This window comes from Micromonospora hortensis (assembly GCF_022230935.1).
Classification (GTDB): domain Bacteria; phylum Actinomycetota; class Actinomycetes; order Mycobacteriales; family Micromonosporaceae; genus Micromonospora; species Micromonospora hortensis.
The window spans coordinates 108,320-134,547 of the sequence record NZ_JAKKFE010000010.1; the positions used below are offsets into that span (position 1 = coordinate 108,320).

Annotated in this window: 28 protein-coding genes; 9 read left to right on the forward strand and 19 right to left on the reverse strand. The window is 71.3% G+C overall.

What is annotated here, in order from left to right; translation table 11 throughout:
• Positions 1-144: 144 nt before the first annotated feature.
• The gene (locus NIE111_RS06325; RefSeq protein ID WP_238683477.1) at positions 145-582 is read left to right on the forward strand and encodes a VOC family protein; all 438 of its coding nucleotides are present in this window, start codon (positions 145-147) and stop codon (positions 580-582) included.
• A 22-nt stretch (positions 583-604) separates the two neighbouring features.
• On the opposite strand, the gene NIE111_RS06330 is transcribed toward NIE111_RS06325, so the two are convergent.
• The gene (locus NIE111_RS06330; protein ID WP_238683478.1) at positions 605-1,813 is read right to left on the reverse strand and encodes a hypothetical protein; all 1,209 of its coding nucleotides are present in this window, start codon (positions 1,811-1,813) and stop codon (positions 605-607) included.
• Between the two features lie 153 nt (positions 1,814-1,966).
• On the opposite strand from NIE111_RS06330, the gene NIE111_RS06335 reads away from it, so the two are divergent.
• The gene (locus tag NIE111_RS06335) at positions 1,967-2,659 is read left to right on the forward strand and encodes a hypothetical protein (RefSeq protein ID WP_238683479.1); all 693 of its coding nucleotides are present in this window, start codon (positions 1,967-1,969) and stop codon (positions 2,657-2,659) included.
• A 9-nt stretch (positions 2,660-2,668) separates the two neighbouring features.
• Here the strand turns inward: NIE111_RS06335 and NIE111_RS06340 are convergent, their stop codons facing one another.
• Together NIE111_RS06340 and NIE111_RS06345 are read right to left on the reverse strand one after the other, a co-directional pair.
• Positions 2,669-3,202, reverse strand: coding sequence for a WapI family immunity protein (locus NIE111_RS06340; protein ID WP_238683480.1), 534 nt, complete (start codon positions 3,200-3,202; stop codon positions 2,669-2,671).
• Positions 3,203-3,247: 45 nt separating this feature from the next.
• A complete protein-coding gene (locus NIE111_RS06345) occupies positions 3,248-4,399 on the reverse strand; it encodes a hypothetical protein (RefSeq protein ID WP_238683481.1) in 1,152 nt (383 codons plus the stop codon).
• Positions 4,400-4,570: 171 nt separating this feature from the next.
• Here NIE111_RS06345 and NIE111_RS06350 point away from each other — a divergent pair, with 171 nt between their 5' ends.
• Positions 4,571-6,112, forward strand: a complete 1,542-nt coding sequence (locus NIE111_RS06350; RefSeq protein WP_238683482.1) for a gluconokinase — start codon at positions 4,571-4,573, stop codon at positions 6,110-6,112.
• 11 nt (positions 6,113-6,123) lie between these two features.
• Here NIE111_RS06350 and NIE111_RS06355 read toward each other — a convergent pair whose 3' ends face one another.
• Positions 6,124-6,408, reverse strand: a complete 285-nt coding sequence (locus NIE111_RS06355) for a putative quinol monooxygenase (protein WP_091393855.1) — start codon at positions 6,406-6,408, stop codon at positions 6,124-6,126.
• Between the two features lie 282 nt (positions 6,409-6,690).
• Between NIE111_RS06355 and NIE111_RS06360 the strand changes: the two genes are divergently transcribed.
• A complete protein-coding gene (locus NIE111_RS06360) occupies positions 6,691-7,992 on the forward strand; it encodes a serine hydrolase (protein ID WP_238683483.1) in 1,302 nt (433 codons plus the stop codon).
• Positions 7,993-7,999: 7 nt separating this feature from the next.
• On the opposite strand, the gene NIE111_RS06365 is transcribed toward NIE111_RS06360, so the two are convergent.
• The 4 genes from NIE111_RS06365 to NIE111_RS06380 form a co-directional block, all read right to left on the reverse strand.
• A complete protein-coding gene (locus NIE111_RS06365; RefSeq protein ID WP_238683484.1) occupies positions 8,000-8,776 on the reverse strand; it encodes a hypothetical protein in 777 nt (258 codons plus the stop codon).
• Positions 8,777-8,829: 53 nt separating this feature from the next.
• Positions 8,830-9,588, reverse strand: a complete 759-nt coding sequence (locus NIE111_RS06370; RefSeq protein WP_238683485.1) for a MerR family transcriptional regulator — start codon at positions 9,586-9,588, stop codon at positions 8,830-8,832.
• 50 nt (positions 9,589-9,638) lie between these two features.
• Entirely contained in the window at positions 9,639-11,894 is a 2,256-nt protein-coding gene (locus NIE111_RS06375; protein WP_238683486.1) for a putative bifunctional diguanylate cyclase/phosphodiesterase, read from the reverse strand.
• Positions 11,895-12,225: 331 nt separating this feature from the next.
• Positions 12,226-12,507, reverse strand: a complete 282-nt coding sequence (locus NIE111_RS06380) for a zinc-ribbon domain-containing protein (protein ID WP_238683487.1) — start codon at positions 12,505-12,507, stop codon at positions 12,226-12,228.
• 56 nt (positions 12,508-12,563) lie between these two features.
• Between NIE111_RS06380 and NIE111_RS06385 the strand changes: the two genes are divergently transcribed.
• A complete protein-coding gene (locus tag NIE111_RS06385; RefSeq protein ID WP_238683488.1) occupies positions 12,564-12,929 on the forward strand; it encodes a type II toxin-antitoxin system RelE/ParE family toxin in 366 nt (121 codons plus the stop codon).
• The gene (locus NIE111_RS06390; protein ID WP_238683489.1) at positions 12,926-13,243 is read left to right on the forward strand and encodes a helix-turn-helix domain-containing protein; all 318 of its coding nucleotides are present in this window, start codon (positions 12,926-12,928) and stop codon (positions 13,241-13,243) included. The genes NIE111_RS06385 and NIE111_RS06390 overlap by 4 nt, the downstream gene beginning before the upstream one ends.
• Positions 13,244-13,275: 32 nt before the next feature.
• Here NIE111_RS06390 and NIE111_RS06395 read toward each other — a convergent pair whose 3' ends face one another.
• The 8 genes from NIE111_RS06395 to NIE111_RS06430 all read right to left on the reverse strand — a co-directional run bounded on the left by NIE111_RS06395 (position 13,276) and on the right by NIE111_RS06430 (position 19,865).
• On the reverse strand, positions 13,276-13,566 hold the full coding sequence (locus tag NIE111_RS06395) for a hypothetical protein (protein WP_238683490.1): 291 nt from the start codon (positions 13,564-13,566) through the stop codon (positions 13,276-13,278).
• 21 nt (positions 13,567-13,587) lie between these two features.
• Entirely contained in the window at positions 13,588-14,685 is a 1,098-nt protein-coding gene (locus NIE111_RS06400; protein ID WP_238683491.1) for an IQM protein middle domain-containing protein, read from the reverse strand.
• Positions 14,663-15,004 carry a DUF6317 family protein gene (locus tag NIE111_RS06405; RefSeq protein WP_238683492.1) on the reverse strand — a complete coding sequence of 114 codons (342 nt, stop codon included), beginning with the start codon at positions 15,002-15,004 and terminating at the stop codon, positions 14,663-14,665. The genes NIE111_RS06400 and NIE111_RS06405 overlap by 23 nt, the downstream gene beginning before the upstream one ends.
• 4 nt (positions 15,005-15,008) lie before the next feature.
• A complete protein-coding gene (locus tag NIE111_RS06410; protein WP_238683493.1) occupies positions 15,009-15,341 on the reverse strand; it encodes a YbaB/EbfC family nucleoid-associated protein in 333 nt (110 codons plus the stop codon).
• Between the two features lie 265 nt (positions 15,342-15,606).
• Positions 15,607-16,476: an SRPBCC family protein gene (locus NIE111_RS06415; RefSeq protein WP_238683494.1), complete on the reverse strand. Its 870-nt coding sequence runs from the start codon at positions 16,474-16,476 to the stop codon at positions 15,607-15,609.
• Positions 16,469-17,026 (reverse strand): winged helix-turn-helix domain-containing protein, encoded by a 558-nt coding sequence (locus NIE111_RS06420; RefSeq protein WP_030490876.1) that lies wholly within the window; start codon positions 17,024-17,026, stop codon positions 16,469-16,471. The genes NIE111_RS06415 and NIE111_RS06420 overlap by 8 nt, the downstream gene beginning before the upstream one ends.
• Positions 17,027-17,127: 101 nt before the next feature.
• On the reverse strand, positions 17,128-18,471 hold the full coding sequence (locus NIE111_RS06425; RefSeq protein ID WP_238683495.1) for a class I SAM-dependent methyltransferase: 1,344 nt from the start codon (positions 18,469-18,471) through the stop codon (positions 17,128-17,130).
• On the reverse strand, positions 18,468-19,865 hold the full coding sequence (locus NIE111_RS06430) for an FAD-binding oxidoreductase (protein ID WP_238683496.1): 1,398 nt from the start codon (positions 19,863-19,865) through the stop codon (positions 18,468-18,470). Before NIE111_RS06430 ends, NIE111_RS06425 begins: the two co-directional genes overlap by 4 nt.
• Before the next feature lie 93 nt (positions 19,866-19,958).
• Here NIE111_RS06430 and NIE111_RS06435 point away from each other — a divergent pair, with 93 nt between their 5' ends.
• Together NIE111_RS06435 and NIE111_RS06440 are read left to right on the forward strand one after the other, a co-directional pair.
• Positions 19,959-20,429, forward strand: a complete 471-nt coding sequence (locus tag NIE111_RS06435) for an aminoacyl-tRNA deacylase (protein ID WP_238683497.1) — start codon at positions 19,959-19,961, stop codon at positions 20,427-20,429.
• A gap of 55 nt (positions 20,430-20,484) precedes the next feature.
• A complete protein-coding gene (locus NIE111_RS06440; protein ID WP_238683498.1) occupies positions 20,485-21,198 on the forward strand; it encodes an RICIN domain-containing protein in 714 nt (237 codons plus the stop codon).
• Between the two features lie 19 nt (positions 21,199-21,217).
• Here NIE111_RS06440 and NIE111_RS06445 read toward each other — a convergent pair whose 3' ends face one another.
• On the reverse strand, positions 21,218-22,573 hold the full coding sequence (locus NIE111_RS06445) for an MFS transporter (RefSeq protein WP_238683499.1): 1,356 nt from the start codon (positions 22,571-22,573) through the stop codon (positions 21,218-21,220).
• Positions 22,574-22,592: 19 nt separating this feature from the next.
• Here NIE111_RS06445 and NIE111_RS06450 point away from each other — a divergent pair, with 19 nt between their 5' ends.
• Positions 22,593-23,582 (forward strand): GlxA family transcriptional regulator, encoded by a 990-nt coding sequence (locus NIE111_RS06450; protein WP_372488289.1) that lies wholly within the window; start codon positions 22,593-22,595, stop codon positions 23,580-23,582.
• A 199-nt stretch (positions 23,583-23,781) separates the two neighbouring features.
• Here the strand turns inward: NIE111_RS06450 and NIE111_RS06455 are convergent, their stop codons facing one another.
• A complete protein-coding gene (locus tag NIE111_RS06455) occupies positions 23,782-24,246 on the reverse strand; it encodes a hypothetical protein (protein ID WP_238683501.1) in 465 nt (154 codons plus the stop codon).
• 28 nt (positions 24,247-24,274) lie between these two features.
• On the reverse strand, positions 24,275-26,227 hold the full coding sequence (locus NIE111_RS06460; RefSeq protein WP_238683502.1) for a VWA domain-containing protein: 1,953 nt from the start codon (positions 26,225-26,227) through the stop codon (positions 24,275-24,277).
• Position 26,228: the final 1 nt, after the last annotated feature.

Sequence of the window (26,228 nt, forward strand, 5' to 3'; positions counted from 1 at the left end):
TACCGATATGCAGCGTACCGTCACGCCCTAATCCTTTTCGGACGCACGGGAGTGTCAGGCGCGTGCTTTTCAGCCTCGCCGCCGATGACCAGGCAGCCGTCCGGGTACCACAGCCGTCGACTAATCACGCACTAGGTTGGGGGCATGGAGCAGCGGATCAGCCTGATCACCCTCGGCGTCAGCGACCTGGCGCGCGCCAAGGCGTTCTACGAGCACCTTGGCTGGCGTGGCCAGGAGGTTGAGGAGACGGTCTTCATCCAGGCCGGTGGCCTGGCGGTCGTTCTTTGGGGCCGCGACAAGCTCGCCGACGACGCCGGCATCGCCGACCCGGGCACCGACGGCTTCGGCGGGGTGACCCTCGCCCAGAACGTCCGATCCCGCGACGAGGTGGACGAGGTGATCACCACGGCCACCGAGGCGGGTGCCACGGTGACCAAGCCGGCCCGGGAGACCTTCTACGGCGGCTACGCGGGCTACTTCACCGACCTGGACGGCCACGTCTGGGAGATCGCGTGGAATCCCGGCTTCGCCCTTGCGGACGACGGCACCCTCACTGTCCCTGACTTCAGCGCCATGGGCTGAGCCGCGCACCCACGAACACGGATCAGGGCGTCGGAGGCGGGCAGAGCAGCGGGTCCAGCAACGGCAGTTGAAGGGGATCCAGGCAGATCGCCAGGAGTCCCGGATCCGGCGAAGACGTCGCCGTAACAGCCGGGGTCGGCGTCGGCGTTGGCGAGGCCGACGCGACAGGCGGCGTCGGCAGGGCTGACGCGGGCGAGTCGGTAGTGGGAACCGGACCAGGCGTCGGCACCGAACTGGCCGACGGGGTCGGGACAACGGCCGGCGGCAGGGCCACCACGACGGCCGTTTCCGCCACTGCGGAGGCAGCCGACGGCCGCACAGCCGGGACATTCGGCGGGCTCCATACGGCACTGTCGGCCGAGCCGATCCGCGACCTGGGCGCCACCGGCCCGACGGGACCGGTCGGAACGATGGCCACCCCGGCACTGGGCGGATCCAAGGCAACGACCTCCGCCGAGGGCACCGGCCCGCGAGGGCCCCACGCGCCGGGTCCCAGAGCGCCCGGGCCGAGCGTCACGAACACCACTGCCGCGACGGCGGCAGCGCCGAGCGCCCGTCGGTCGGGCCGTACCGCGGTCAGCGGTGCGTCGTCGGGGTCCACCAACGGAAGGGGCGCGGGCGGGGTGGCCCGGTGCGCGGCCAGCAGCTCGTCGACCTGCGCGACGACGGTGCCGCGATCGTCGGCAGCCGCGACTGTGAGATAGAAGCGGAAGTTCACCACGGCATTGGCCGGGACCAGCAGACCTTGCAGTCGACAGCGGTCGGGCAGCAGGGTGACCGGGACATCGGGGTGGTGGGCGGGGCCAACCAGGTCGTCGTACCGCCACTCGCGCCGATGCTCACGGCCACCAAAGGCCACCCGGTGGCTGGTCACGACGGCCATGCCGGTGTCGACGACACGCAGGCCCGCCGGCAGCGCCTCCGAAGAAGTCTCAGCGAAGGAACAGGAGCCGCCCGGCCTTGGCAGGCCGGGGATGTGCCGCGCCTCGGCCTCGACGAGCTGGGCGACGGGGAGGACGCGGAAGACGAGTTCGTCGTCGTCGAGCTCCACCGGCAGGCCGGTGCGGGGCTGCGTACACCCGAGGAAGCTGGCGGCTTCGATGCGGAGCCGGGCCAGGTGGTCGTCGCGGCGCCGCCACGCGTCGGTGGCGTCGCGGTACGCGCGCTGCCGGCGCTCGTTCTCGCGCTCGGCCCAGGCGATCCGCCAGGGGGCGCAGGACACAGAGGTCACTGTCACACGCGGTACAACCGCTCACGTACGTGACAGGCAACGCGACCAGGATCGATGCATCCCGTTGCGCCCGAAAGGAGAGTATTGACGGACACCAGAGTCGGTGCGGCGACGCTAGCCTGCCCAGGACCCCGGCGGCCGAGGAGCCTACTGATGCTTGACGACATGGGTGTGCTGCGTGACGCGGTACGGCAGTACCGCGTTGCGGCGACGGCTGCCGGTCTCGACTGGCCTGAGCAACCCGAGTTGCCGACCGGCCAACCGCCGGACGTGGTCCACCGGATCTTCGGTGTGGACCACATCGCGGAGCAGCTGACCTGGTTGCAGTCGCAGCGCTGGCCCGACCGGCACGTGTTGCCCAACGTCGGATGGCGGATGCCATGGCCGGAGGGCGGGGACGCGCTGGATTATCTGGGGTTGGCGATCGGCACGCCGTTTCCCTGGCGGCACCAACTGCCCCTGTTCTTCTTCGATGTCACCCTCTACACGTTCGTGCTGGCCGGCGAGCACGAGGGTGAGATCTGGCGCTACGAGATCTCACCCGACGCGTGGGACTCGGTCCGTGCCGCCACCAGCCTGGCCACGCTTTTCGATCAGTGGACCAGGGGAATCGCCGCCGGGGTGGTCGTCTACGACGAGCAGAGCAAGTGGCTCCTGGTCGAAGACTTGGGCTCCGCGCAAGGTCTCGACCCGCTGGCCTTCCCGGTAGCCCCGGTGGAGGAGACGCTGCTGCGGGCGCGGCAGCGTGAATGCGGGGTCGACATGGCCATCGTCGAGGACGGCTTCCCGTATACCGAGGAACTGTCCGACGCCATCGACGCCGTCAAGGCATCGCTCAGTCGGTGACGCAGGTGATCAGCCGGCTCGTCGCCGGTACGGCTGCGGGCCGTGGGTCGGGAACCGCGACTGGGTACGCGGTGGGTACGCCTCGCAGTGCTCGGACCAGTGTTCGGCGGCGGTGGCCAGGGCATCCGCGGAGACGGTGAGGATCAGCGGGTAGATCGCCGTGGACGGGCGGCGCATCCACGGTGGCAGTGACTCGGCGGAGAACTCCACGATCAGCTCCAGCCGGCGGCGGCGCAGCACCCGGCTGCGTAGGGCCAGGTTGGGTTCGGTGAAGCTGACCATCGCCGGTGGCGCGCTCAGCCCGAGGGCGGCGGTGGCCTGCCCGTGCAGCCAGCCGCCGAGCGCGCGGGCCTCCTCGACCATGAGGCTCGGGTAGTGGTGCGACCAGGTCTGACCGTCGGCGGTGCGGGCGTCCACCTCGATGAGCAGCCAGTCGTGCCAGCCGGGTGTGGCCCCGTCGGGGTCGTCGGGCGGGTCGATGCCGGGCTGGTAGCCGACGGGGCGTACCCGCACCCGAGCGCCATCGTCAGACCGGATCTCCACTCGATCATTCTGGCCGAGCGAAGCGGACTTCAGGCCCGGAATCGGTCACTTCGTGATGGTTCGCCGTACGCCCTGGTGCTCGGCGCAGGCGGTGGACCGGCCGCCGGCCAGGCTGACCGAAGCGTCGCGGCACTGCACGAGGTAGCCGCGTCCGGCCCAGAACTGCGGTACGCAGTCGAACCAGTCGCACACCTCGGCGGCCGGCTTGCGGATCCGCGTACCGCCACAGAAGCCGTACCCCAGCGGGTTCTCCGGTGCCCCGCAGAGCGGGCCCTGGGTCGCGCTGGGCGACGGGCGTGGTGACGTCGTCCGCTTTGGCGGTGGGGTCTTCAGGGCGAGCGCCGGGCCGGCGGGGCGGATCAGCGCGGGTGCCACGCTGGTGGTGGGCGCCGGGGTGGCGGCTGCGGCGACCTCCGCGCCACCGGTCGGGTCGGACGGGTCCGACTCGATCAGTGCCGCCGGCACCAGCAGCGCGATGGCCGCCGCCACCGCGATGGTTCTGCGGCCACCCGGTACCCGCGCGGAGAACCGGGCCTGCGCCGGGGTGTTCACGGCCGGCCGGAACGGCTTGAGCTGGGCGTGTTCGGCGATCAGCTCGTCGAGTTGGGCGATCACCGCGGCGCGCTGTTCGATCGCGTCGGCGAAGGCCAGCGTGAGCTTGAACCGGAAGTCGGGCGCGGCGTCGGTGGGCAGCAGCAACCCGGAGGTACGCCGCCGGTCCAGCACCTGGAGCAGGGTGACCGGGGCCGCCGGGTCGTGGGCCAGGCCGGTGATCCGGCCGTACGCCCAGTCGCGCCGGCCCCGCCCGCCGAGCAGCACGAGCCGGCGGCTGGTGATCACGGCCATGCCGGCGTCGGTGACGCGTACGCCGTCCGGGCGGCGCGGGCGCAGCGACCCGGTTCGCGGGGCGACGGTGAGGTCCGGCGCGGGCAGCACGGTCGTGTGCCGTACCTCGACCAGTTGCGCGGCGGGTAGCGCCCAGAGCACCACCTCGTCGGCGGCCAACTCCAACGCCAGCCCGGCGCCGGCGGCCGCCGACCCCTGGAAGTCGGCGGCCAGGGCGCGCAGCCGCCGCAACTCGTCGTCGCGTCGCTGCCACGCCGCCTCAGCGCCGCGGTACGTGCTGACCCGCCGCACGTTCTGCCGGTGCGCCCACCGGTACCGCCATGTGGAACCCGTCGAATCAGTCCTCGCCACGCCGACTCCTTCGCCGCGCTGGCCACCAATCTGGGGGTGTCACGAGGTTTAACAGGCGCGGCGCGGCGCCCGGACACGCCGAAACGGGCGAACTAGCCGATCGGCGGAGCAACCCACACGATAGGGCGATACTCTTGCGTCGATTCATGTTCTCCGAGGGGGGTGGCGGTCGTGCCGGCAGTCACGCTGCCCGGGGTCGTGATCGGTGTCGACATCGGCACCACCAGCACGAAGGCCGTCGCGTACGACACCGACGGGCGGCAGCTCGGCAGTCACCTGGTCGGCTATCCGCTGAACAACCCGCAACCCGGCTACGCCGAGCAGGATCCACAGCTCATCCTCGAAGCGGTGCTGAAGTCGATAGGCATGGTCGTGGCCGAGCTGGTCCAGCCGGTGTCCGGGCTGTCGTTCGGCTCCGCCATGCACAGCCTGATCGGGTTGGACCGGGACGGTAATCCGCTCACCCCGTCGGTGACCTGGGCCGACTCGCGGTCCACCCGGCAGGCCGAGCGGTTGCGGGCGGTGCCGTCGGGGTTGGCCCTGCACCGGCGCACCGGCACGCCGATGCATCCGATGTCGCCGCTGCCCAAGCTGCTGTGGTTCGCCGAGCAGGAGCCGAAGCTCTTCGAGCGGGTGGCGCACTGGGTGGGCATCAAGGACTGGGTGCTGCTGCGGCTCTGCGGCGCGCTGGTCACCGACCACTCGATCGCCTCGGCCACCGGCCTGCTCGACATTCACGAGCTGAAGTGGGACCGCGAGGCGCTGACCATCGCCGGTATCAGTGAGGAACAGCTCCCGCAGCTCGTCGCCACCACCGCCGTGCTGCCCAACCTGACCCCGCAGGCCGCTGCCGAGACCGGCCTGCCGGAGCGCACCCCGGTGGTGGTCGGCGCTGGCGACGGACCGCTGGCGAACCTGGGCCTGGGCGCTGTGCACCCCGGCATGGTGGCCTGCTCGATCGGCACCAGCGGCGCGATGCGGGTGATGGTCGAGCGGCCCGGCGTGGACCCGCTCGGCGGGGTGTTCTGCTACGCGCTGACCGAGCATCGCTGGGCGGTCGGTGGCGCGATCAACAACGGCGGCATCGTGCTCAAGTGGGCCGGCGCGGCGCTCGCCCCGGACCTGGGCGAGCACTCCGAGGAGGACCTTGTCGCCCTGGCGGCCCGCGCGCCTGTCGGTTCGGGCGGGCTCATCATGCTGCCGTACCTGCACAGTGAACGGGCACCACACTGGAGCGCCCTGCCGCGCGGCGCGTACGTGGGGTTGACCCACGCACACCGCCGCGAGCATCTGGTGCGGGCCGCGTTGGAGGGCGTCTGTCAGCAGCTCGCGCTGGTGCTCAGCTCGGTGCGCGCGGCCGGCAACGAGGTGCGGGAGGTTCGGGCCGGAGGCGGCTTCGCCCGCAGCGGCCTGTGGCGGCAGATGCTTGCCGATGCCCTCGGCCTGCCGGTGAGCTTCCCGTCCGCGCACGAGGGGTCGAGCTTCGGGGCGGCGTTGCTCGGCATGGAGGCGCTCGGGCTGATCCCCAGCATCGACGTCGCCGCCGACCTGGTGCGGATCGAGGAGACGGTCCGCCCCGACCCGGCCGCCGCTGCCACCTACGCGGCGCTGCTGCCGCTCTTCGCCGAGTTGTACGAGGCCCTCACGCCCACCTTCGCCTCGATCCGCCGGATGGCACCGGGCCTGCCCACCGGCCCCGAACCACAGGCGTGAGCGGTGCCGGGTCAGGGCGCTTCGACGCCGGCGATCAGGTAGCGCTGCACGTCGGCGTCGAGGATTGCCACTTCCTGCGCGTCGTCCGGGCCGGAGCCACGGAACGCGGCCAACTGCTCCGGTGACTCCCAGCGTTCGTAGACGTGGATCCTGCCGGGCTCCAACGGGTCGGCCGCCAGCAGGAAGTCGAGGCAGCCGGCGGTGGCGCGCGCCCGCGCGATGACCTGCTCGCAGTCGGACAGGTACGCCTCGCGGGTGGCCGGTTCGACCTGCAGACTGCCGGCGATGATCAGCATGGGTCCTCCGGGCTCGTGGCTGACCTTTGCTCTGCACCCGCCCGCGCGCCACGCACGGTCCGTAGCTGGCGCATCGGCGGGTGCAGAGCAAAGCGTGATACCTGTGCGTCACAGTTATACCTGTGGGTCGTCGCACTCGGGGGGACATCGCCGCCCGGACGGGTGACGCCGGTCCCGTCGGTCTCACCAGCCTCCAACGCTTCATATCGTGCAAAAGTGAGAAAAAGCGACAAGAGGCGCTCATCTTCCCTGCTGGGGAACTCTGCCCGCGTACCCCTGAAGGTGCTAACGGCGGCGGTCGCGCTCGCGGTGCTCGCGGCGACCGGCCCGGCCACCGCGGACGGCGCGGGCCGCGCGCCCGTCGCGGACCCGGCGCAGACGACCGAGCCGGGGTACGGGGTTGAGCCCGGCGACGGTCAGAGCCACGAGCCCGGTGTGGACCCGACGCCGGAGCGCCCGCCGACCAGCGAGGTGTCCTGGCTGTCGTTTCCCGGCGGGGTGTTCGCTGTGGACTCGCTCGGGCGCACGGTGCGCTACCGCGCCTGCGACGGCGACACCGGCCGGGTCGCCGACCCGACCATGCGGGTCGCCTCCGGGGTGGCCAGCGGCGCGGTAGTGGTCGGTGGGACGGCCTACCGCTACCGGGTGCCGCTGGTCGGGCGCAGCGAGGGGACGCTGGAGCTGATCCAGCGGCACCGCCCGCCGACGACGCTGACCGGTGTGGTGGTCACCAGCCCGCAGCCGCCCACCGACCCGGTCGCCGGGGCCCGGCTGTTCCCGCTCAGCGGGCAGCTCGCCCGGGTGGTCGCCGACGCGAGCCTCAACCCGGCCGGGGTCACCGTCCGCGACCTGTCCGGCCGCTACGGCGACCAGCAGATCGCCGTCAACGGATCGCTGCGGCCCAAGGCGGCCAGCGTCATCAAGCTGTGGATCCTCGTCGAGCTGCTGCGCCGGGTTGACTGTGGACAGGTCTTTCTCGACGACGGGGTGCTGGTCACGCCGGAGGACGTGGTCGGCGGCACCGGTCAACTACAGTTCGAGACGTTCCCGCAGGTGGTCACGGTGCGCCGGCTCGCCCAGTACCTGATCAAGTACAGCGACAACGTGGCAGCGAACGTGCTGATCACCTACCTGGGTGGGTTCGCTCCGGTCAACGCGCTGATCGACTCGATGAACCAACGCTCCACCATCCTGGCCCGCCGGATGCTCGACAGCGCGGCAGCGCAACGCGGCGAGGAGAACTACACCAGCCCGGACGACGTGGTGTCGCTGCTCGGCGCGGTCTGGGACGGCGAGATCCTCACCCCCGCCTCCCGGGACCTGATGATCGGGTTCATGCGGGAGCAGACCCTGAACACGAAGATCCCGGCGGCGTTGCCACAGGGCGTGCCGGTGGCCCACAAGACCGGTGACCTGCCGGACGCCTCACACGACGTCGGCTACTACCTGATCCCCGGCACCGAGACCGCCGTCGCGTTCCTCACCGCCGGCCCCATGGCCACCGGCGACGACACGGTCCGGCGGATGGCCCGCACCGTCTACGACTTCCTGGTCACCCCGGTCGACGGGGCGGTCGAGGAGTGACCCGACCTCAGGCGCCGGGAATGTTCGCCGGCGGGTCCTCGCCCACCAGGTCGGCCGCCGGCGGGTCCGCCGACACCGGCAGCCCGAAATCCGAGTACGTCAGGTCGAGCTGGGCGGTCTGCGACTGCTCGCTGGCCAACTCGATGCGGTAGCGGACCAGCCGGCCCTGCTCGTCCACGGCAGCGGTGAACGGCACCGCCGCCGCCCGGTCGCCGAGCACACTGCCGACGCCGCTGCCCAGCACCGCGCCGCTCTGGCGCAGGTCCAGCGTGCCCGCGTACTCCCGCTCCGCGGTCAGCCGGACCCCCGTCGGCGCGCCCAGCGTGCTGGCCAGCCGGGTGTTGTCCAGGCCCTGCTTGGCCGCCGGGTCACCCGGGGCGCCGACGTGCCACCAGGTCTTGCCGTCCCAGACCGGGACGCGGCGGTCCGGGGCGGTGACCCGCACGTACACGTCCGGCCCGGTGGTCAACCGTTCGATCTTCACCACACCGGAAGGCACCTTCAGTGAGGTGGTCTCCAGACCACGCTTCGCCTTCGGGTCCCAGAGCAGCACAGTGGCGTCGCCGTCCGCGCCGCCGGTGCCAACTGTCAGCTTGTACGGCTGCTCGTCGGCCTTCGCCGCAGCGGCCTTCAGCACACCGACCGGGTCGGCCGGGCCCGCCGACGCCGCCGGGCGACCCGCGTCCGGTTCCTCGTCGTCGCCGGTGGCGACCAGCGCCCACGCCCCGGCGCCGACCGCCACCACGAGCGCGGCGACAGCGGCGATCAGCTTCGGTTTCTGCACTGTCATCTCCCCCGGGCGGTGCGGTCCGGCCAGACTAGCCGGACCGCACCCCGTCACGCCCGGCTGATCGCGTTGGCGTGGATCGCCTCGTGCAGATACGTGGCCAGCCCGGCGGCGATCTTCTCGTAGTACGCGGTGAACCGCTCGTCGGCCAGGTACATGTCGGCCAACCCGGTCTGCATCTCGTACGAGCACTCGTAGAACCAGCGGCTGATGAGCTGCCGGTGCTCCTCCGCCAGCTCCATCACCTCCGGGCTGTCCGCCGGCGCACCCGAGGCCATCAGCGCGACGATCCGCCGACCCCAGTCCTCGTTCTCCGCCTTGTTCCGCAGCCAGTCTTCCTTGGTGTAGCGGGAGACCCGCCGGTTCGACTCCCGGTACGCGTCGGTGTCACCCCAGCGCCGCTCCGCCTCGGCCTGGTGCTCCTCCGGATCGACGTCACCGAAGACCTCGAACCGCTCCTCCGGCGTGAGTTGGATGTTCATCTTGCTCGCCTCCATCGCGAACTCGATCGCCGTGACCATCTCCTGCAACCGCTTGAGCCGTACCGTCAGCAGTTCGTGCTGCCGGCGCAGGTGCGCGGCCGGATCGGCCGCCGGGTCGTCGATGATCGCGGTGATCTCCTCAAGCGGGAAACCAAGCTCCCGGTAGTACAGGACGAGTTGCAGCCGTTGCAGGTCCGCGTCGTCGTAGCGGCGGTAACCGGCCGAGGTGCGCCCGCTGGGCGAGAGCAACCCGATCTCGTCGTAGTGGTGCAGCGTCCGCACCGTCACGCCGGCCACCTTCGCGACCTGACCCACCGTGTACGCCATGGTCCCCCTCCCTTCCGGGAACCAGGCTCCTGCCTGCCGTTACGTGAGAGTCAACTCCGATTCTGGCCCACCATGGCGGGGGCGTCCGGCCGCCCGTACAGATAGCCCTGACCTCGTGGGCAGCCGATCGCGGTGACCGCCTCGTGCTGACGCTCGGTCTCCACCCCCTCGGCGACCACAGCCAGGTCGAACGCGCCGGCCAGGCGGGTGACCATCTCCACCGTGGCGTACGCCCGGTCGTCGGTGCCCAGCCGGGCCACGAACGACCTGTCGATCTTCAGCTCGGTGGCCGGGATGCGGTGCAGGTAGCTCAGCGACGAGTAGCCGGTGCCGAAGTCGTCGATGGCGATCCGGATGCCAAGCTCCCGGAGCTGGTGCAGCCGCTCCAGCACCGCCTCGGTGCCCTCGATCAACGCCGATTCGGTCAACTCCAGTGTCAACGCCCGTGGTGCCAACCCGGCGGCGCTGGTCGCCGCGGTGACAGTGGCGATCAGGTCCGGCCGACGCAGGTGCGCGGCGGCGATGTTCACAGCGACCGTGGCCTCCGGCGCCCGGCCCCGCCAGGTCGCCGCGGCCCGGCACGCTTGGTGGATCACCCAGCGGTCGATCGGCAGGATCAGCCCGGTCTCCTCGGCCAACGGCAGGAACTTCGCCGGCGGCAACATCCCCAGCCGGGGGTGCCGCCAGCGCACCAACGCCTCGGCGCTGCGAACCGCGCCGGTGGTCAGGTCGACGATCGGTTGGAACTCCAGGTGTAGCTGGTCCTCGTCGACAGCGCGGCGCAGGTCGGCGATCAATTCGGCGCGGGAGACGGCCGACTCGCGCAACGCCGCAGTGCACGTGCGGTACGCGGACTTCCCGGCCGCCTTGGCCGCGTACATGGCGATGTCGGCGTCGCGCAGCAGGTCGGTGTGGGAGGCGTGCTGCGGGCCGTACTCGGCGATACCGATGCTCGCCGACGGGTGCACCCCGACGTCCTCCTCGTCGTCGGAGGGCCGCAGCGCGTCCAGCAGCCGCTCGGCGAGCCGTTCGGGTGACACCGGCCGGTCGCCGTCGACCAGCACGGCGAACTCGTCACCGCCGAGCCGGGCGATGGTGCCGTCGCCGTTCACGGCAGTGTGCATCCGGGCCGCGAGCCCGGTCAGCAGGGTGTCGCCGGTGGCGTGCCCGAATCGGTCGTTCACCTGCTTGAACCCGTCCAGGTCGAGCAGCAGCACCGCCACCGGCCGCCCGTCGCGCAGGGCCAGGCGCAGCCGCCGGTTGAACAACAGCCGGTTGGGCAGCCCGGTGAGCTGGTCGCCGTACGCGAGCCGGCGCAGCCGGGCCACCAAGCGGAGGTTCTCGTTGGCCGCCAGCCCCTGCCGGACGGCGAGGGCGGCCAGCAACACCATCATGGTCACGAACACGAGCTGCGGGGTCTGCCCGGTGGGCCGGCGGGCCAGCACCACAGCGATGATCGCCCCGCCCACCGGCAGGTACGGCAGCGCCACCCGCCACCAGGGCGGCAGCGGCGACTCGGCGGTGTCGTCGGTGCCGTCGCAGTCCGGTGGCGGCGGGTTGCGGGTGGCGAGGCCGATCAGCAGGTAGCTCAACGGCCAGCACAGGTCGATCGGGTGACCGGCGGTGTAGTCGGCGCGGGCGACCAGCGACACGTAGACGACGTCGGCGACGACCCGCAGGGTGAGGCTCGCCGCAAGGACTGTCATCGGCCGCCACATCGGCCGGGCCGGCCCGGAGACCGCGACCAGGATGGTGAGCTGCATCAGGTCGAACATGGGGAAGAGCAGCCCCAGCGTCCGCGCCGGGTCGGCCAGCTCGGCCGCGGCGACCCCCCGGAAGACCAGCACCCAACCAATCGGCACCAGCGCCAGGGCGACGATCACCCCGTCCAGCAACGTACGGGCCCGCCCGACCGCCGTCCTCGGTGCGGACGGCGAGCTGAGCAGCGCCGCCGTGCCGGTGAGGATGCCGGCGGTGAAGACCACCCCGACCACCGGCGTGTGCGGCAGGTCGCCGCCGACGAGCCGCTGCACCGTCCAGATCGCCCGACCGATCGCGGCCAGCGCCATGGTGAGAGCGAGCATCGTCCAGAACCGGCGCAGCGGCGCCGGATGCCGACGGGCCACCCCGACGCAGGCGAGCGTCGCCCAACCGGCGACCAGCATCGCGCCGATGTCGCTGACCAGCGCGGCGCCGGGCAACGCGGCGAACAGCCAGCCCGCCTCCAGCAGGATGACCCCGGCCGCGACGAACGCGCCGGCGGGATTCAGCGTCCCCGCAGCCTGCTTTCCGTCCTGTCGGGACACGGTCGCTCCGGCTCTTTCGTCGTGCGTGCACCCTCGGCGGCGCCGGTCCACGGCAAACCCCGAAAGCCTAACCAGCGCCCAGAAACGCCGCCAGAGCCGAACGTGCACCCCGGGCCTCTGTCGCGCTGAGCATCCTCACGCCTCTGGTCAGCGGCCCGCGGATCGGTTCCACGGTGAACGGGGCAGTGCGGTGCCGGCCAACGGACGGCGTGCGCGGCGGCGTCTGCGCCGGCCAGGGGTGCAGGGCGGGCGGGCAACGGTGTGCACGGCCACGTCGGCCGAGGGCGTCGGTCGGCCGATCAGCCAGCAGAGGAAGCGTTCCATCGTCGGATCAGCCGACCGGGAGGCGCTCGACGTCGGACTTGGCGATCTCGTACTCCGCCCCGCAGAACGTGCACTGCTGCGCGTACCGGGTGCGGATCGGAATGAGGGGGATGAAGAAGAGTGTGAATTTCGTCGAGCGGCGGGTGATCACCTGCGCGGCCTGGTTGCCGCAGTGGCGGCAGACCTGCTGCACGACACCGGACCGGTCGACCTTGGTACGCAGACCAAAGATGAAGAACATCGCCAGCCAGTACCCACTCAACAGCGAAAAGTCACCAGATCCCGCCATCGGATCAAGACAACCGTCTACCAGCGCGTAGGTATAGCGATTGGTATACTCGTTTCGTGAGCCAGGAAGAGTGGGATGTCTTCGTCGTCGACGAGGTTCGCGCCTGGATCGACAGCCTGGACGAGCCCACGTTCGCCCGTGTGGTCCAGGCCATCGACGCACTCTCCGAAGCTGGACCCGGGCTGGGACGACCCCTGGTCGACACGATCAGCGGGTCATCGATAGCCAACCTGAAGGAGCTGCGTCCCGGCACGGTCCGCATCCTCTTCGTCTTCGACCCATGGCGCGCGAGCATTCTGCTGGTTGCCGGCGACAAGTCAGGCCAATGGACGAGCTGGTATCGACAGGCCATCCCGCTCGCCGAGCAGCGGTACGAGATTTACTTGAAGGAACGTGCACAGCAGGAGGGGGGACAGCGGTGAGTGGTCACGTGCGGTGGGCGGACATCCGGGCGGAGTACGTGCAGCGTGCTGGCGGCGAGGCGGCTGTCGAAGCGGGCAAGGAAGAGCTGCTCGCGGAGGTCGTCGGTCACCGCCTCGCGGAGGTGCGACGCTCTCGCGGCTTCACCCAGCAGCAGATCGCTGAGCGGATGGGCGTGACCAAGGGCCGGGTGTCCCAGATCGAGCAGGGCAGGATCTCCGGTCAGGATGTGGTGGCCCGATACGCTGCCGCCCTCGGCGGCCGGCTCCACCAGGCAATCTATTTCGACGACGGTGACATCGCCGCCATCGCCTGAGGCTCGCACGCACAAGATCGTGCTCGATCCGGTCAGCTGGCTGACTGCCAGGGCCGGCGCTGGTCCAGTTCGCCCGCCAGCCGGCGGAGGAAATCGCGGAACCCCTGCTCGCTGTGCGACGTCTCGATCTCGTCGATGAGCGGGCCGTCGTACTGCTGCGCCTGGACGATCGCGTCCGCATAAACAGCCGGGCCGTCCCCGAAGTAGCGTCGCTCGACCATCGCCTCAGCCATCTGGCTGGCGGAATCGTCGTCGAGCTGAGGGGTGAACATCAACCCGTACAGGATCTGGTTGATGACGCCCTTCCAGTTGCGGCTGTCCATTCCATGCACCTTTCCGACGGGTCAGTTCAACCGGGTACGGCCGTCGAAGCCGAAGAGCGGGATGTCCTTGACGCCGTTGCGGCTCAGCTCGTCGGTGACCTGCCGCATGTGCTCGGGGCCGGGTTGATAGTGCCCGCTGGCGGAAGTCACGTACTGGACCCTACCGTCGACGACCGCGATCTCACCGGCCGCCGCGACCGGCTGACCGTTGCCCAGGGTGGAGTGGTGGAAGTCGCCAACCTGTTGGTAGTTCGAGGCGTACATGTTGCCTCGCTCATCCATCACGAAGATGGCCCGGCCGCCGTCCCTCGTCCAGTGGGTGGACGCGGCGCGGGTGTCGAAGGGCTGGCCGTCCTTTGCCTGGCGCAGGATGCCGTCCGAGTCGACGTACACGCGGTGCGCCTCCCGTTCCGCCTCGCTGAGCCGACGCACCGAACTGGGCCGAAAGGGGTTTCCCGGATGGTCACCGGCGGTCTCGTACCGGTACTTGTCCAGCATCGGCCGGCCCTGGTAGCGGACCTCCCGCAGCGGTCCGGGCACGCCGGGCCGCCCCGGGGGCCGATCCGGGCCCTTGCGGTTGAACCTGCGCAGCAACGTCTTGGCGCGGCGAAGCAGTCGCGGAATGATGTCGTTGACGACCCGTTGCACGATTTCCTTGATGATCCGGCGGATCGCGACCCGGGCCACGCCGATCGCGATCGGGATCTGTGCCAGCGAGCCACCGAGGGTGGGGGCCGCTGCCGCCAGCGCCATGGCAACCTGGATCACCAGGATCGTGAGCTGGACGATCGTGAGGACCTTCTGGGTCAACGTGATCACGGCCATCACGAGCAGCGCGGCGGCGATGAGTTCTGCGGCCTCGGCGCCGTCCTCGATACGGCTGGTCGGGCCCTCCTCGCCGCGCCACATCGCCTCGAAGGCGGTGACGTCCCGCCCCCGGTTGGTAGCGCTCACGACACTCGCGCCGGCGTTCGCCTCGTTGGCCGCCGTGCGCAGCGTGCCGGCGAAGGACATCCACGCCTGGGCGGCCTCGTACAGCAGCTCCTCGTCGGCCTCTGGCCAGGTGAAGCCCACCCAGTTGAGGGCCTCGGCGAGCTCAGCTGGCAGTTGTAGGCCCACCGGGCAGCCCCAGTCTCGTGAACAGGGCCGCGCTGTCGAGGTCGCTGCGCTCGTGGGCGTCGGCGGCGGCGTCAAGCCTGTCGGCCACGCTCAGGAGTTGGTCGGCCATCGAGGCGTAGACGTCGAGAGCGTGTTGGAGCACCTCGGTGTAGGCCGCTCCGAAGACCGTCCCGGCCTCGTCGCCACCCCAGGGACTGGCCGAACCGGTGACGGTGCCCTGCAACCGCTGCACGTCCGCGCCGAGCCGCTCACCGCTGGCCTGGATGGTCCGCGCCGCCGAGTGCAGCGCGGTGACGTCGACCTCTATCGCGTCGGTCATCCGGTCACCGCTTGTCGAATCGGCGGGTCAACGCGTCCAGGTCGCCGATCATCCCGTCCAGCCCACGCCAAGCCTCTGCCGCGACCGCCTCCAACTGCCGACGCGTCGCCGCCTGGTCGATGTCGCCGCCGAGCAGCTCCTGGCGCTGTCGCAGCTCGTCATCCTGGGCGGCGCGCACTGCCTCGATCACGTGGCCGGCGATGGCACCGGTGCCGTGCCGCAGCAGGCGGGGGTCGATCTCCAGGGACTCCAGCCGGCCATAGCCAGCCACCACGGCCTCGACCAACCCGTCGGCGGCGGTGCCGCGCCCGCGCAACTCGCCCTCGCCGGTTGGCACAGCGGGTGATGACGTCGACTCCGTCAGTGTTGACGGACCGGCGGCCTGGCCCAACAGACGCATTGCCGCTTCCAGCGAACGCCCGACGGCTGTGTGATCTGCATTTTCTGGATCTGCCACCCGCACCGCCCCGGCCGCCGACTCGACACTGACTCGGCCGACCTTACCGATCAGCCGGCCGTTTGACGGACCCGTTTCCCGGTCCCTCCACCTTGGTCACCGATGGCGTGGTGTCCAAGGTGGAGGTCGGTCGGGGATGTCGAGATCAGTTGGCCGGGGCGGGCTCCAGGCCGGGGATCTCCTCGGAGATCCAGATCGGCTGCCAGTTCGACACCTCGTGGAAGCGGCGCAGCTCGAACAGCCCGGCAACCGACCCGCTCCAGGCCCCGTACGGCGGGTTGGCCTCGTCGAAGCCGCTCTGCACGAAGGTCAGCGTGGTCCGGCCACCGGACTCGGCCAGCTCCCAGCTCGTCACGCCGGTCGGCCCCCAGTCGACGGACATCCGGCGGCCGGGCTCCAGGTCGATGACCTTGGCCGCGTAACCGGTCTCGAAGCCGCCCATGGCGTACCGGCCGCCGACCCAGGGCTCGATGCCGATCGGGTAGCCGAACCAGGCGCTGGCCTGCTCGGAGTCGGTCAGCGACTCCCACACCTTGTCGGCGGGGGCGGCGATGACCAGCTCACCGCGCAGGTCGGCGGAGGTGAAGTCGGTGCGGGGCAGCAGTGGCTTGCCCTCCACGTGGGCGGCCAGGTTGGCGATGGACAGCGCCCAGTACGTCTGGAGCACGCCCCGGATGGTGGAACCGCTCATCGCCTCGGCGAAGTCGAAGTGGCTCTGGATCAGCGTCAGCACTGTGCTGTCGGTGCCCTCGGCGGTCAACTGGAACTCGGTGGTGGTCTCCACGCCGTCGAGCAGCCAGCCGAAGCGCAGCGTGTCGTCGTCGGCGTGCAGGAGCCGCTGGTGCGGGGCGTCGCCCTCGGGCGTGTAGCGACCCCAGAACTCGTACCGCTGGGGCAGCTCGACCTCGGCGTGCTCGGCCAGCCAGACACGCAGCTCGGCCGGGTCGGTCAGGGCCTGGCGGACGCGCCCGACGGGCGCGGAGAGACGGGCCTGGACCTTCATCGGCTCACTCATTGTCGTTCCCTTTCGGATAGCAGGCGACGGCCAGCTTGAAGGCATCTCCTTCGCTGCCGCCGTAGCGGGTGAACAGGTCCTGAAGTGCGGTTTGCAGGTCGTGCAGGAACTGCTGGCGCTGCTCGGCCGGCACCCGGATCTCGCCGGAGACTCCGATCGAGGGCAGCTCGGGCGCCGCCCGGTCCAGGCCGGCGATGTCGGCCTGGACCTCCTCCATCAGGTCGAGCAGGTAGCCCAGGCTCAGTTCGTCGCGGGCCCGGCGCAGGCCGATCCGGCCGACGAGCCGCGGGGAGAGCCAGTAGGAGCGGGCGGCGGCCTGGTAGATGCCTTCGGTGATGCCGCGGACCTTGCGTTCGTTTACCAGCTCGACGAGGCCAGCCGCGACGAGCTGCTTGACGTGGTAGTAGACGCGCTGTGGCGTCTGGTCGAGTCGGGCCGCGACCTCGGTGCAGGTGCGCGGCTCGGCCAGTTGCCGCAGCACCTCGACGCGCTGCGGCTTGAGCAGGACTTCGGCCTGCTCGATCTGCTCCAGGTACAGGACATCTCTCATGGCAAAATCAGTTTGTACGTACAAAACTTCTTTGTCAATCGCTTCGCGAGAAGCCGCGCCGACTTTCTTCGACGCGGCTTCAGGCGGCGGTCAGCAGGTGATCAGGGCAACCAGTCCGGTCGCAGCGGGTAGCCGTTCACGCCGTTCGGGCCGTTGTGGGTGGCCAACACCTGGTGCAGCTGGATGCCGTTGCGTTCGAACGCCATCCGCGACCCGGCCATGTAGAGCCCCCACACCCGGGCCGTGCCCGCGCCCACCTCCGAGACGCAGAAGTCCCAGTTCTCGACCAGGTTGCGGCACCAGGCGGCCAGCGTCAGCGCGTAGTGCTGCCGCAGGTTCTCCTCGTGGTGCACCTCGAACCCGGCGTCGTGCACCTCGCTGATCAACCGGCCCGGACCGGCCAGCTCACCGTCCGGGAAGACGTACCTGTCGATGAACGCGCCCGAGCGGTGCGGCGCCCGGTTGTCAGCGCGGGTAATGCAGTGGTTGAGCAGTCGCCCGCCCTGCCGCAGCCGGCTGCGCAACGACCCGAAGTAGGCCGGGTAGTTGCGCACCCCGATGTGCTCGGTCAACCCGATCGAGGAGATGGCGTCGAACTGCTCGGCCGGCGCGTCCCGGTAGTCGAGGTATCGCACCTCCGCCAGCTCGGTCAGCCCCTCCCGCTCGATAGCTGCCTGCGCCCACTGCGCCTGCGCCTTCGACAGGGTCACCCCGAGAGCCTTGACGCCGTACTCGCGGGCGGCGTGGCGCACCATGCCACCCCAGCCGCACCCGACATCCAGCAGCCGCATCCCCTTCTTCAGGGCCAGCTTGCCGGCGACCAGGTCGTACTTCGCCGCCTGGGCCTGCTCCAGCGTGTCGTCCGGAGACCGGAAAACCGCGCAGGTGTACGTCATCGACGGGCCGAGCACCTTCTCGTAGAAGGCATTGGAGACGTCGTAGTGGTGCGAGATGGCAGTGCTGTCACGCACCCGCGAGTGCCGCAGCCCGTTCATCACCCGCTTCCACCGGGGCTGCGCCTCCTGCGGCGGTGCCGGCGGCGGCATCAGCCGCTCCCAGCCCAGCCCACGGACCAGCGCCAGCCCCTCGGCCAGCGACGGTGGGCGTAACCGCAGCTCGTCCTTGAGCACCCGCAACGCCTCGTACGGGTCACCCGGGTGCACGCCCTGCAACGCCAGGTCACCACTGACGTAGGCCCGGGCCATGCCCAGGTCACCGGGCGCGGTGAGCAGGTACGACAGCCCACGCTCGGAATGGATCGCCAGGGTGATGCCGGCGTCGGACGGGCCGACGGCGCTGCCGTCGTACCCGGTGATCCGCACCGGCAACGGCCCCATGGTGACCGCGCGGATGACATCCGCGACGGTCGGACCCGTGTGCCGGCCCCCCGCCGGCGGGGTGGCGGGGACGCTCGCCGCCCCCTGATCTCTGTCGGTCAGGCTCATGCTCGTGCTACCGCCTTTTCGTACAGTCCCGTCAGCCGGTGGTCCGGGTCGTAGCGGTCTTTCACCGCGCGCCACGTGTCGCCGCCATAGAGGCGATCGAAGGCGTCCCGGTCGTAGTACGCGTCGGAGTAGAGCGACTTGTGCCCGCCCGACTCCGACACCCTGCGTTCGATCGTGCGGTTGACGTCGCCGTCGGCGGCGCCCGGCGCGATCGGCACGCTCCCCCAGAACCCGATGTTGACGTAGTCCTGCCCGGGCCGCAGCGGATATAGCGGCCAGGACCGCGCCGATCCGGGCCCCGCCGGCTCACGCAGTCGCAGCGGACACAGCCACACCGGGTTCATCCCCACAGCGCCCGCGAACCAGCGCAGGAAGTCGGCGGTACGGTCCAGCGGGATCTCCACGTCCTGCACGACCCGCTCCCGGGCCGGTTGCCCGCGCAGCCGGTCGATCCGGGCCGCCACCTGGTGGCGGTGCTCCAGCCGGACCAGTCGGTGGTAGAAGTCGCTGCGCCGGTAACGCGCCGGCCAGAACCTGCGCACGACCGGGTGCTGCGCGCCGAACGCCGACGAGCACCAGAACCAGTCGGTGTCCCAGCGCCACAGATAGTCGTACGCGGTGAGCACGTCGCGGGTGCGCTGGCGCAGCGACCGGTAGTAGATGGCCTGACCGGTGTAGTCGCTGGGCGGGTCGGCCCCGTCGGTGAACGTGGCGAAGACCAGGTACGACTCGCCAGGGCTGAACATCACCCCGTCCATCGCGTCCACCGGTTGGCCGGCCCAGGACCGGGTGGCGGTCACCTCAGCGATCGCGTCGGTCAGCGCCTCCAGTTGGGTGAACCGGACGTTGCGCAACGCCACGTACCGGCCGACCGGTTGCAGTTCGATGCGCAGCCGGGTGGCGTACCCGAGGCTGCCCAACGAGTTGGGGAACGCGGTGAACAGGTCGGCGTGCTCCCCGTCGGGTCGGGCGGTGATGATCTCGCCGGACCCGGTGAGCACGTCCAACTCCTGGACGGACTCGTGCGGCAGGCCGTTGCGGAACGAGGTCGACTCGATCCCGAGGCCGGTCACCGCGCCGCCCAGCGTGATGGTGCGCAACTGCGGCACCACCAGCGGCATCAGGCCGTGCGGCAGCGTCGCGTCGACCAGGTCCTCGTAGGTGCACATGCCCTGCACGTCGGCGGTACGGCCGGCCGGGTCGACCGACAGCACGCCGTTCAGGCCACTCACGTCGAGCCCCGGGGTCCGGGGAGCGGACCGGGGACGGAACAGGTTGGAGGTGCGTTTGGCCAGCCGGACAGGCTCGCCAGTGGGCACCGCGGCGTACGACCGCCGCAGCGTGTCCACCGCTTGATCATGGTCAATCGGTTGATCCACACGCTCAGCGCGCATGTGATCACCTTACGCTCGCCGTTTGGAAACCGTGGGATGTCGGCGGTGGCAGTTTCCCGTCCGGTGGCAGGCCCGACGGTTACCGTGGCGGGCATGCCATCGCCAGCGATCACCGCCCTGGACGACGCCAAACTGCCGTATCGGCTGGTCAGCCACGGTGCGGTAGGCAGTCTCGCGGAGGCCGCCGCCGCCCGGGGCGTGGCCGTTCCCGACGTGGTCAAGACGATAGTGGTTCGCCGTGGTGAAGACGATCACCTGTTCGTGCTCACCCCCGGCGACCGGGTCATCTCCTGGCCCAAGCTGCGCACCCTGCTCGGGGTGCACCGGCTCTCCATGCCGGACGCGGCCGGCGCCCTGGCCGCCACCGGCTACGAACGCGGCACCATCACCCCGTTCGGCGCGAGCACGGCCTGGCCGGTGGTCGCCGACGAGCGACTGCGCGGCCGGGAGATCACCCTCGGTGCCGGCGAGCGCGGTCTCGCCATCGCGATCGACGCCGACACCGCGATCGCCGCCCTCGACGCCACGGTCGCCGACGTCACCGACCCGCAGCCCACCCGCTGAGCCTCGCCACCGCCGGGCTGGCTCCGGCGCGACGTCGTGGGTGAGGATGGCGCGTATGTCCGCGCCCGAGGAACGCCCCGACCCCGCCGGCACCGTCTACGGCGGTCACCGGGCACCGCGCTCCGGGCCGCTGGCCGATCCGCTGCTACGGGTCGCGGTGGCGGTCGGGACCGTCGGCGTACTCCTGGGGGTCGTCTTCGCCACCGGGCTGCTCGACGGTGACGACGAACCGTCGGTGCCGGCGTCGGTCGGTACACCGTCCAGCGCGGCGCGGCCCACCGAGCCGGCCGGCGAGCCGAGCCCGACCGCACCGGCCGAGCCGTCACCTACCCCGTCGGCCAGCACGCCGGCCGCCCCGCCCACCGGGCCCCGGGCGCTGCGCGCCGCCTCGGGCCTCTGCCTGGGGCTCAACGGTGACGGCAAGGAGGCCGAGGCCGAGCTGGCAGTGTGCACCGGCGCCCCCGAGCAGCAGTGGGTGATCAGCCCGGCCGGCACGGGCGTGCTGTCGTTGACAAACGCCGCGTACGGGCAGTGCCTCGACGTCGAGGGTGGCAGTGGGGACGACGGCGCGCGGCTGCTCCAGTTCCCCTGCCACGGTGGGGCCAACCAGCAGTGGCGGTTCGGCGGCACCGGAACCAGCGCGGTGCTGCTCATCGCCGCGCACAGCAACAAGTGCGCCCAGGCCGACGACGATGCCGTCGAGGCCGGCGACGACATCCGGCAGCGACAGTGCGACGGCCGGCCGGCCCAGCAGTGGACAGTGAGCTGACCGGCCGACGCGTCACGGTTCAGCCCCGGAAGCTCCACGCCCTGGGCGCGGCCGCGGCGACCAGCACGGCCTCCGGCACCGGACGGCCCGGTCGGCGGCGCAGCAGCAGCGACAGCCCGGCGGCGCCGATCGACAGCGCGCCCGCCACGTACCAGGCCATCGCGTAGTCGCCCAGCCGGTCCCGGACCAGCCCCGCGCCGGTCGCGGCGATTGCCGCGCCGAGTTGGTGCGCGGCGAACACCCAGCCGAACACCACAGCTCCGGCGCCACCGAAGTACTCCCGGCACAGCGCCACCGTCGGCGGCACGGTGGCCACCCAGTCCAGGCCGTAGAAGACGATGAACACCAGCATGCTCGGCTCGGCGGTGCCGGAGAAGAGGCTCGGCAGCACCAGCAGGGACAACCCGCGCAGCGCGTAGTACATGCCGAGCAGCAACCGGCTGTCCACCCGGTCGGTGAGCCAGCCGGAGGCGATAGTGCCGACGATGTCGAAGAGCCCTACCAGGGCGAGCAACCCGGCCGCTGTGGTCTGGGCCATTCCGTGGTCGTGCGCGGCCGGCACGAAGTGCGTACCGACCAGGCCGTTCGTGGTCGCCCCGCAGATCGCGAAACCTCCGGCCAGCAGCCAGAACGGGCGGGTCCGGGCCGCGGTGGCCAGCGCGCCGAGCGCCCGGGTCGCCGCGCCGCCGGTCGCCGGCGGCGCCGCGACGACCTCGGTCGCCCCGTAGGCGGGCAGGCCGAGATCCGCCGGGTGTTCGCGCAGCAGCCACACCACCAGGGGTACGACCGCCAGCGCCGCCACGGCCACCACGAGTGCGGCGCTACGCCAGCCGTGGTCGCGTACCAGGATGGCGATCAGTGGCAGGAAGACCAGTTGCCCCGCCGCCCCGCCGGCGGTCAGCACCCCGGTGACCAGGCCCCGGCGGTGCACGAACCAACGGCCGGTGACGGTGGCCACGAACGCCAACGCCATCGATCCGGTGCCCAACCCCACCAGCACACCCCAGCAGAGCAGGAGCTGCCAGCTGGCGGTCATGAAGACCGTCAACCCGCTGCCCGCGGCGACCAGCAGCAGGGCCACCGAGACCACCCGGCGGATGCCGAACCGGTCCATCAGGGCGGCCGCGAACGGCGCGGTGAGCCCGTAGAGCAGCAGGTTGACCGAGACGGCCGCGGAGATCGTGGCCAGGGGCCAGCCGAACTCCTCGTGCAGCGGGTGCAGCAGCACCGACGGGGTGGCGCGGAAGCCGGCCGCGCCGACCAGCGCCACGAAGGCGACGGCGGCGACCAGCCAGGCGGGATGCAGACGGCGGTTCGTGGTCACGGGACAAGTCTGAGCCGGGCCACGCACCTCGACGAGTGGCCGGAAAGCCATCATGCGCAATAATCGGGCCATGAGCGCTGGCCCGCACCGGATCGCCGTCCTCGCCCTGCACCAGGTGGTTGGTCTGGACCTCGGCACGCCGTCCCAGGTCTTCAGCACGGCCCGGGCCGCCGACGGGACACCCTTCTACGACGTCCGGGTGTGCACACCGGGCGGGCGGGCGGTGCGCAGTACCGCCGGCTTCCAGGTGGTCCCCGACCACGGGCTGGACCTGCTCGACACCGCCGACACGGTGATCGTCCCGGGCATCCACGACGGCACCGCATTGACAGCGGGCACCGTCGAGCCGGAGGTGACCGAGGCGCTGCGCGCGGCGTACGAGCGGGGCGCCCGGATCATGTCGATCTGCACCGGAGCGTTCGTGCTCGCCGCCACCGGGCTCCTCGACGGGCGGCGAGCGACCACCCACTGGGCGTACGCCGAGCGGTTCCGCCACCTGCACGGCCGGGTGGACCTCGACCCGGGCGTGCTCTTCATCGCCGACGACCGGGTGCTCACCTCGGCCGGAGTCGCCGCCGGCATCGACCTCTGCCTGCACGTCATCCGCCTCGACCACGGCAGCGAGGTGGCCAACCGGGCGGCCCGCCGCTGCGTCATGCCACCGTGGCGCGACGGCGGTCAGGCGCAGTACATCGAACAGCCGGTGCCGAAGGCGACCGACACCAGCACGGCTGGCGCCCGGGAGTGGGCGCGGCAGCGGCTGCACGAGCCGATCGCGCTGCGCGACCTGGCCGAGCAGGCGCGGATGAGCGTGCGCACCTTCACCCGACGCTTCCGGTCGGAGACCGGCCTGAGCCCGGCGCAGTGGCTGCTGCAACAGCGCACCGACCACGCGAGACTGCTGCTGGAGACCACCGACCTCACCGTCGACCAGATCGCCCACCGCTGCGGGTTCGGCACCACCGCCGCCCTGCGCCAACAACTCCACCACCGCATCGGCGTGGCCCCGTCCACCTACCGCCGCACCTTCCACCCCCGCCCCGAGCCAGCCAAAACCTGACCCCGCCCCACCCCGGCGCCCCGGCCCCGCCCCGCCCGCCCCGCCGCCCCGCCCCGCGATCTTGCACTTACTGTTGTTGAATTGCCCTTTTATGCGGCTTTCGTCGGGACAGAAAGTGCAAGATCGGCGGAGGGCGGACTCACGGACATCACGCTCACTTGCACAAGACCGGCGACACCGACCTTCCGAGCGGCGTCGCTCAGGAGCGGAGCAGGTGCAACTGGGACTGGTGCTTCGGCAGGTGCACCCGGGTGTGCAGGTCCAGGGTGCGGGACCAGGGCAGTGGCTCGTCGACGACGAGGTCGAAGCCCTCGCGGAGGTGCGTCTCGACAGGGGTCTCCGCTGCCAGGCCGAGCTGGTCGACCAGCCCGCACAGCCGGTCGCTGGTGCCGTGCAGCAGCGCGGTCAGGCCACGCAGACCACAGTGCTCGGCGGCGAGCGCGTCGAGCTGCGGGCGGTGCATGTCCTCCGCCGGCTCGTAGTACGCGAACGGTGACCCGGCCAGCAACGCCTCGGTGGCCTGGATCATCAGCTCGTCGTTGGCGACCAGATGCGCGACGATCTGCTCGGCACTGAGCTGCCCCTCCGGAGCCGGACCGAACCCGCCCGCGTCGACCTCAGCGAACAGGGCACCGTAGGCCCGCCGCAATCCCCCGCTCTCCATCCCCCCAGTCAACCCGCCGCGGCGGGAGTTAGCGGCGGGATTGGCGGGAGCGGAGGTAGTCGCTGACCACGTACTCGCCCAGGTCGTCGGTGTCCGGGGTGAACATGCGGCCCCGGCTGCGGCGGGCCACCGCGTCGACGAAGCGCCGCAGGCCCGGGTCGTCGCCGAGCATGAACAGGTTGAGCGTGGCACCGTAGCGGCTCAACCGGTCCACCTCGCGGACCGTCGCCTCGATCGTCTCCGGTAGCGGCGGCCAGTGGAACAGCGCCTCCCCGTCGTCCGGGTCCAGGTGCGCGGTCGGCTCGCCGTCGGTGACCACCAGCACGATCGGCTCGGCGTCCGGGTGCCGGCGCAGGTGCCGGCCCGCCAACCGCAGCGCGTGCTGGAGGTTGGTGCCCTGCTCCATGTCCGGCTCCACTGCCGCCAACTCCTGCTGGGTGAGCGTCATCGCCTCCCGGCCGAAGCCCACGATCTGCAGGGCGTCCTGCGGGAAACGCGTCTCCATCAGGTGTGCCAGCGCCAGCGCCGTCTGCTTCATCGGCCCCCAACGACCCTGAGAGATCATCGAGTACGACAGGTCGACGCAGAGCACCACTGCGGCCGAGGCACGCCTCTCGGTTTCCACCACCTCGAAGTCGTCCACCGAGAGCTGCACCGGGACCGTCGGCCCGGCCCGACTGACCGCCCGAGTCAACGTCCGGACCACGTCCAACGGTTGCTCATCGCCGTACTGCCAGGGCCTGGACGCGCCGCTGACCTCGCCCGCCGCACCGGCCGAGCGCAGGTCGTGCTGGCCGCGCGGCCCGGCGGTCAGCTCCGCGAAGACCTGCCGCAGCGCGGTCCCGCCGAGCCGGCGCAGCGCCTTCGGGCTCAGTGTGAGCCCCTCGGCGTCCCGGCTCACCCAACCCTGGCGGCGCAGTTCCCGCTCCAGATCGCGCAGCCGGCGAACGTCGTCTGCCGCGTCCCGGCCCAGCGTGCGCGCCACCGCGTCGACGTCCACGTCGTCGAGGGTCGCCCCCGGGTGTTCCTGGTCGAGTTGGTCCAGCAGGTCGTCCAGGTCGCCGATCTCACCCAGCGCGCCGGCCGCGTCGGCGTAGTCCAACGGCTGGTCGCCGCGGACCCGCTCACCCCTCCCCCAGCGCAGATCGGGTCGCAGCGCCCGCAGGTTCGCGTCGAGCGCTGACAACTCCCCCGCCAGGCGGTCGCCGAGCGACTGCTGCATGAGGCCGGCCAACTCGGCGCGCTGCCGCTCGGAGAGCGAGTTCATCAGCCGCTCACCGGCCGCCGCCCGGCGGGCCAACACGTCGATCAACTCGTCGACGTTCTCCGGCTTCTCCGGGAAGAAGTCGCCATGTCGGCGCATGAACTCGGCGAACGCGTCGGTGGTGTCCTCCGCGCGACCATGCCGGGCGAGCAGGTCGTTCAGGTCACCCATCATCTCGGCGAGCCGCTGCTGGGCGGCCGGGTCGGCGGAGGCGCGCACCGCGTCACGCAGCCCGGCGAAGCGCTGGCCGAGCACGTCGTCGCGGAGCTGGTCGAGGATCTGCTGGTACGAGCGGCGCGCGTCGTCGCTGGCCCACTGGTAGCCGGACAGCTCCTCCACCGCCCGCGCCGTCGAGCGCGGCAGATTGTCCAGCACCGCCTCGGCGAACCGCGCGGCGTCGTCGTCGCGACCCCGCAGCTCGTCCCGCTCGGCGGCGAGGGCCTGGTCGAGCAGGGCCTGGGCCCGGGTCACCGCCCCGTCCAGGTCGCCCCTGCGCAGCGCCTCCCGGCGCAGCCGCCGAGCCCGGGCGGCCAGGTCGTCCAGGCCACCCCGCCCCTGCGGGCCACGGCGCAGCAGGTCACGCAGCGCCTCCCGCAGGCTGCCGCCGGCCAGCACCTCGGCACCGACCGCGTCCACCGCCTCGCGCACGTCGTACGGGGGTGCGAGCGGGTCGGGCCCGCCGTTCCACTGCCCGTAACGGAACCGGTTGCCGGCCACT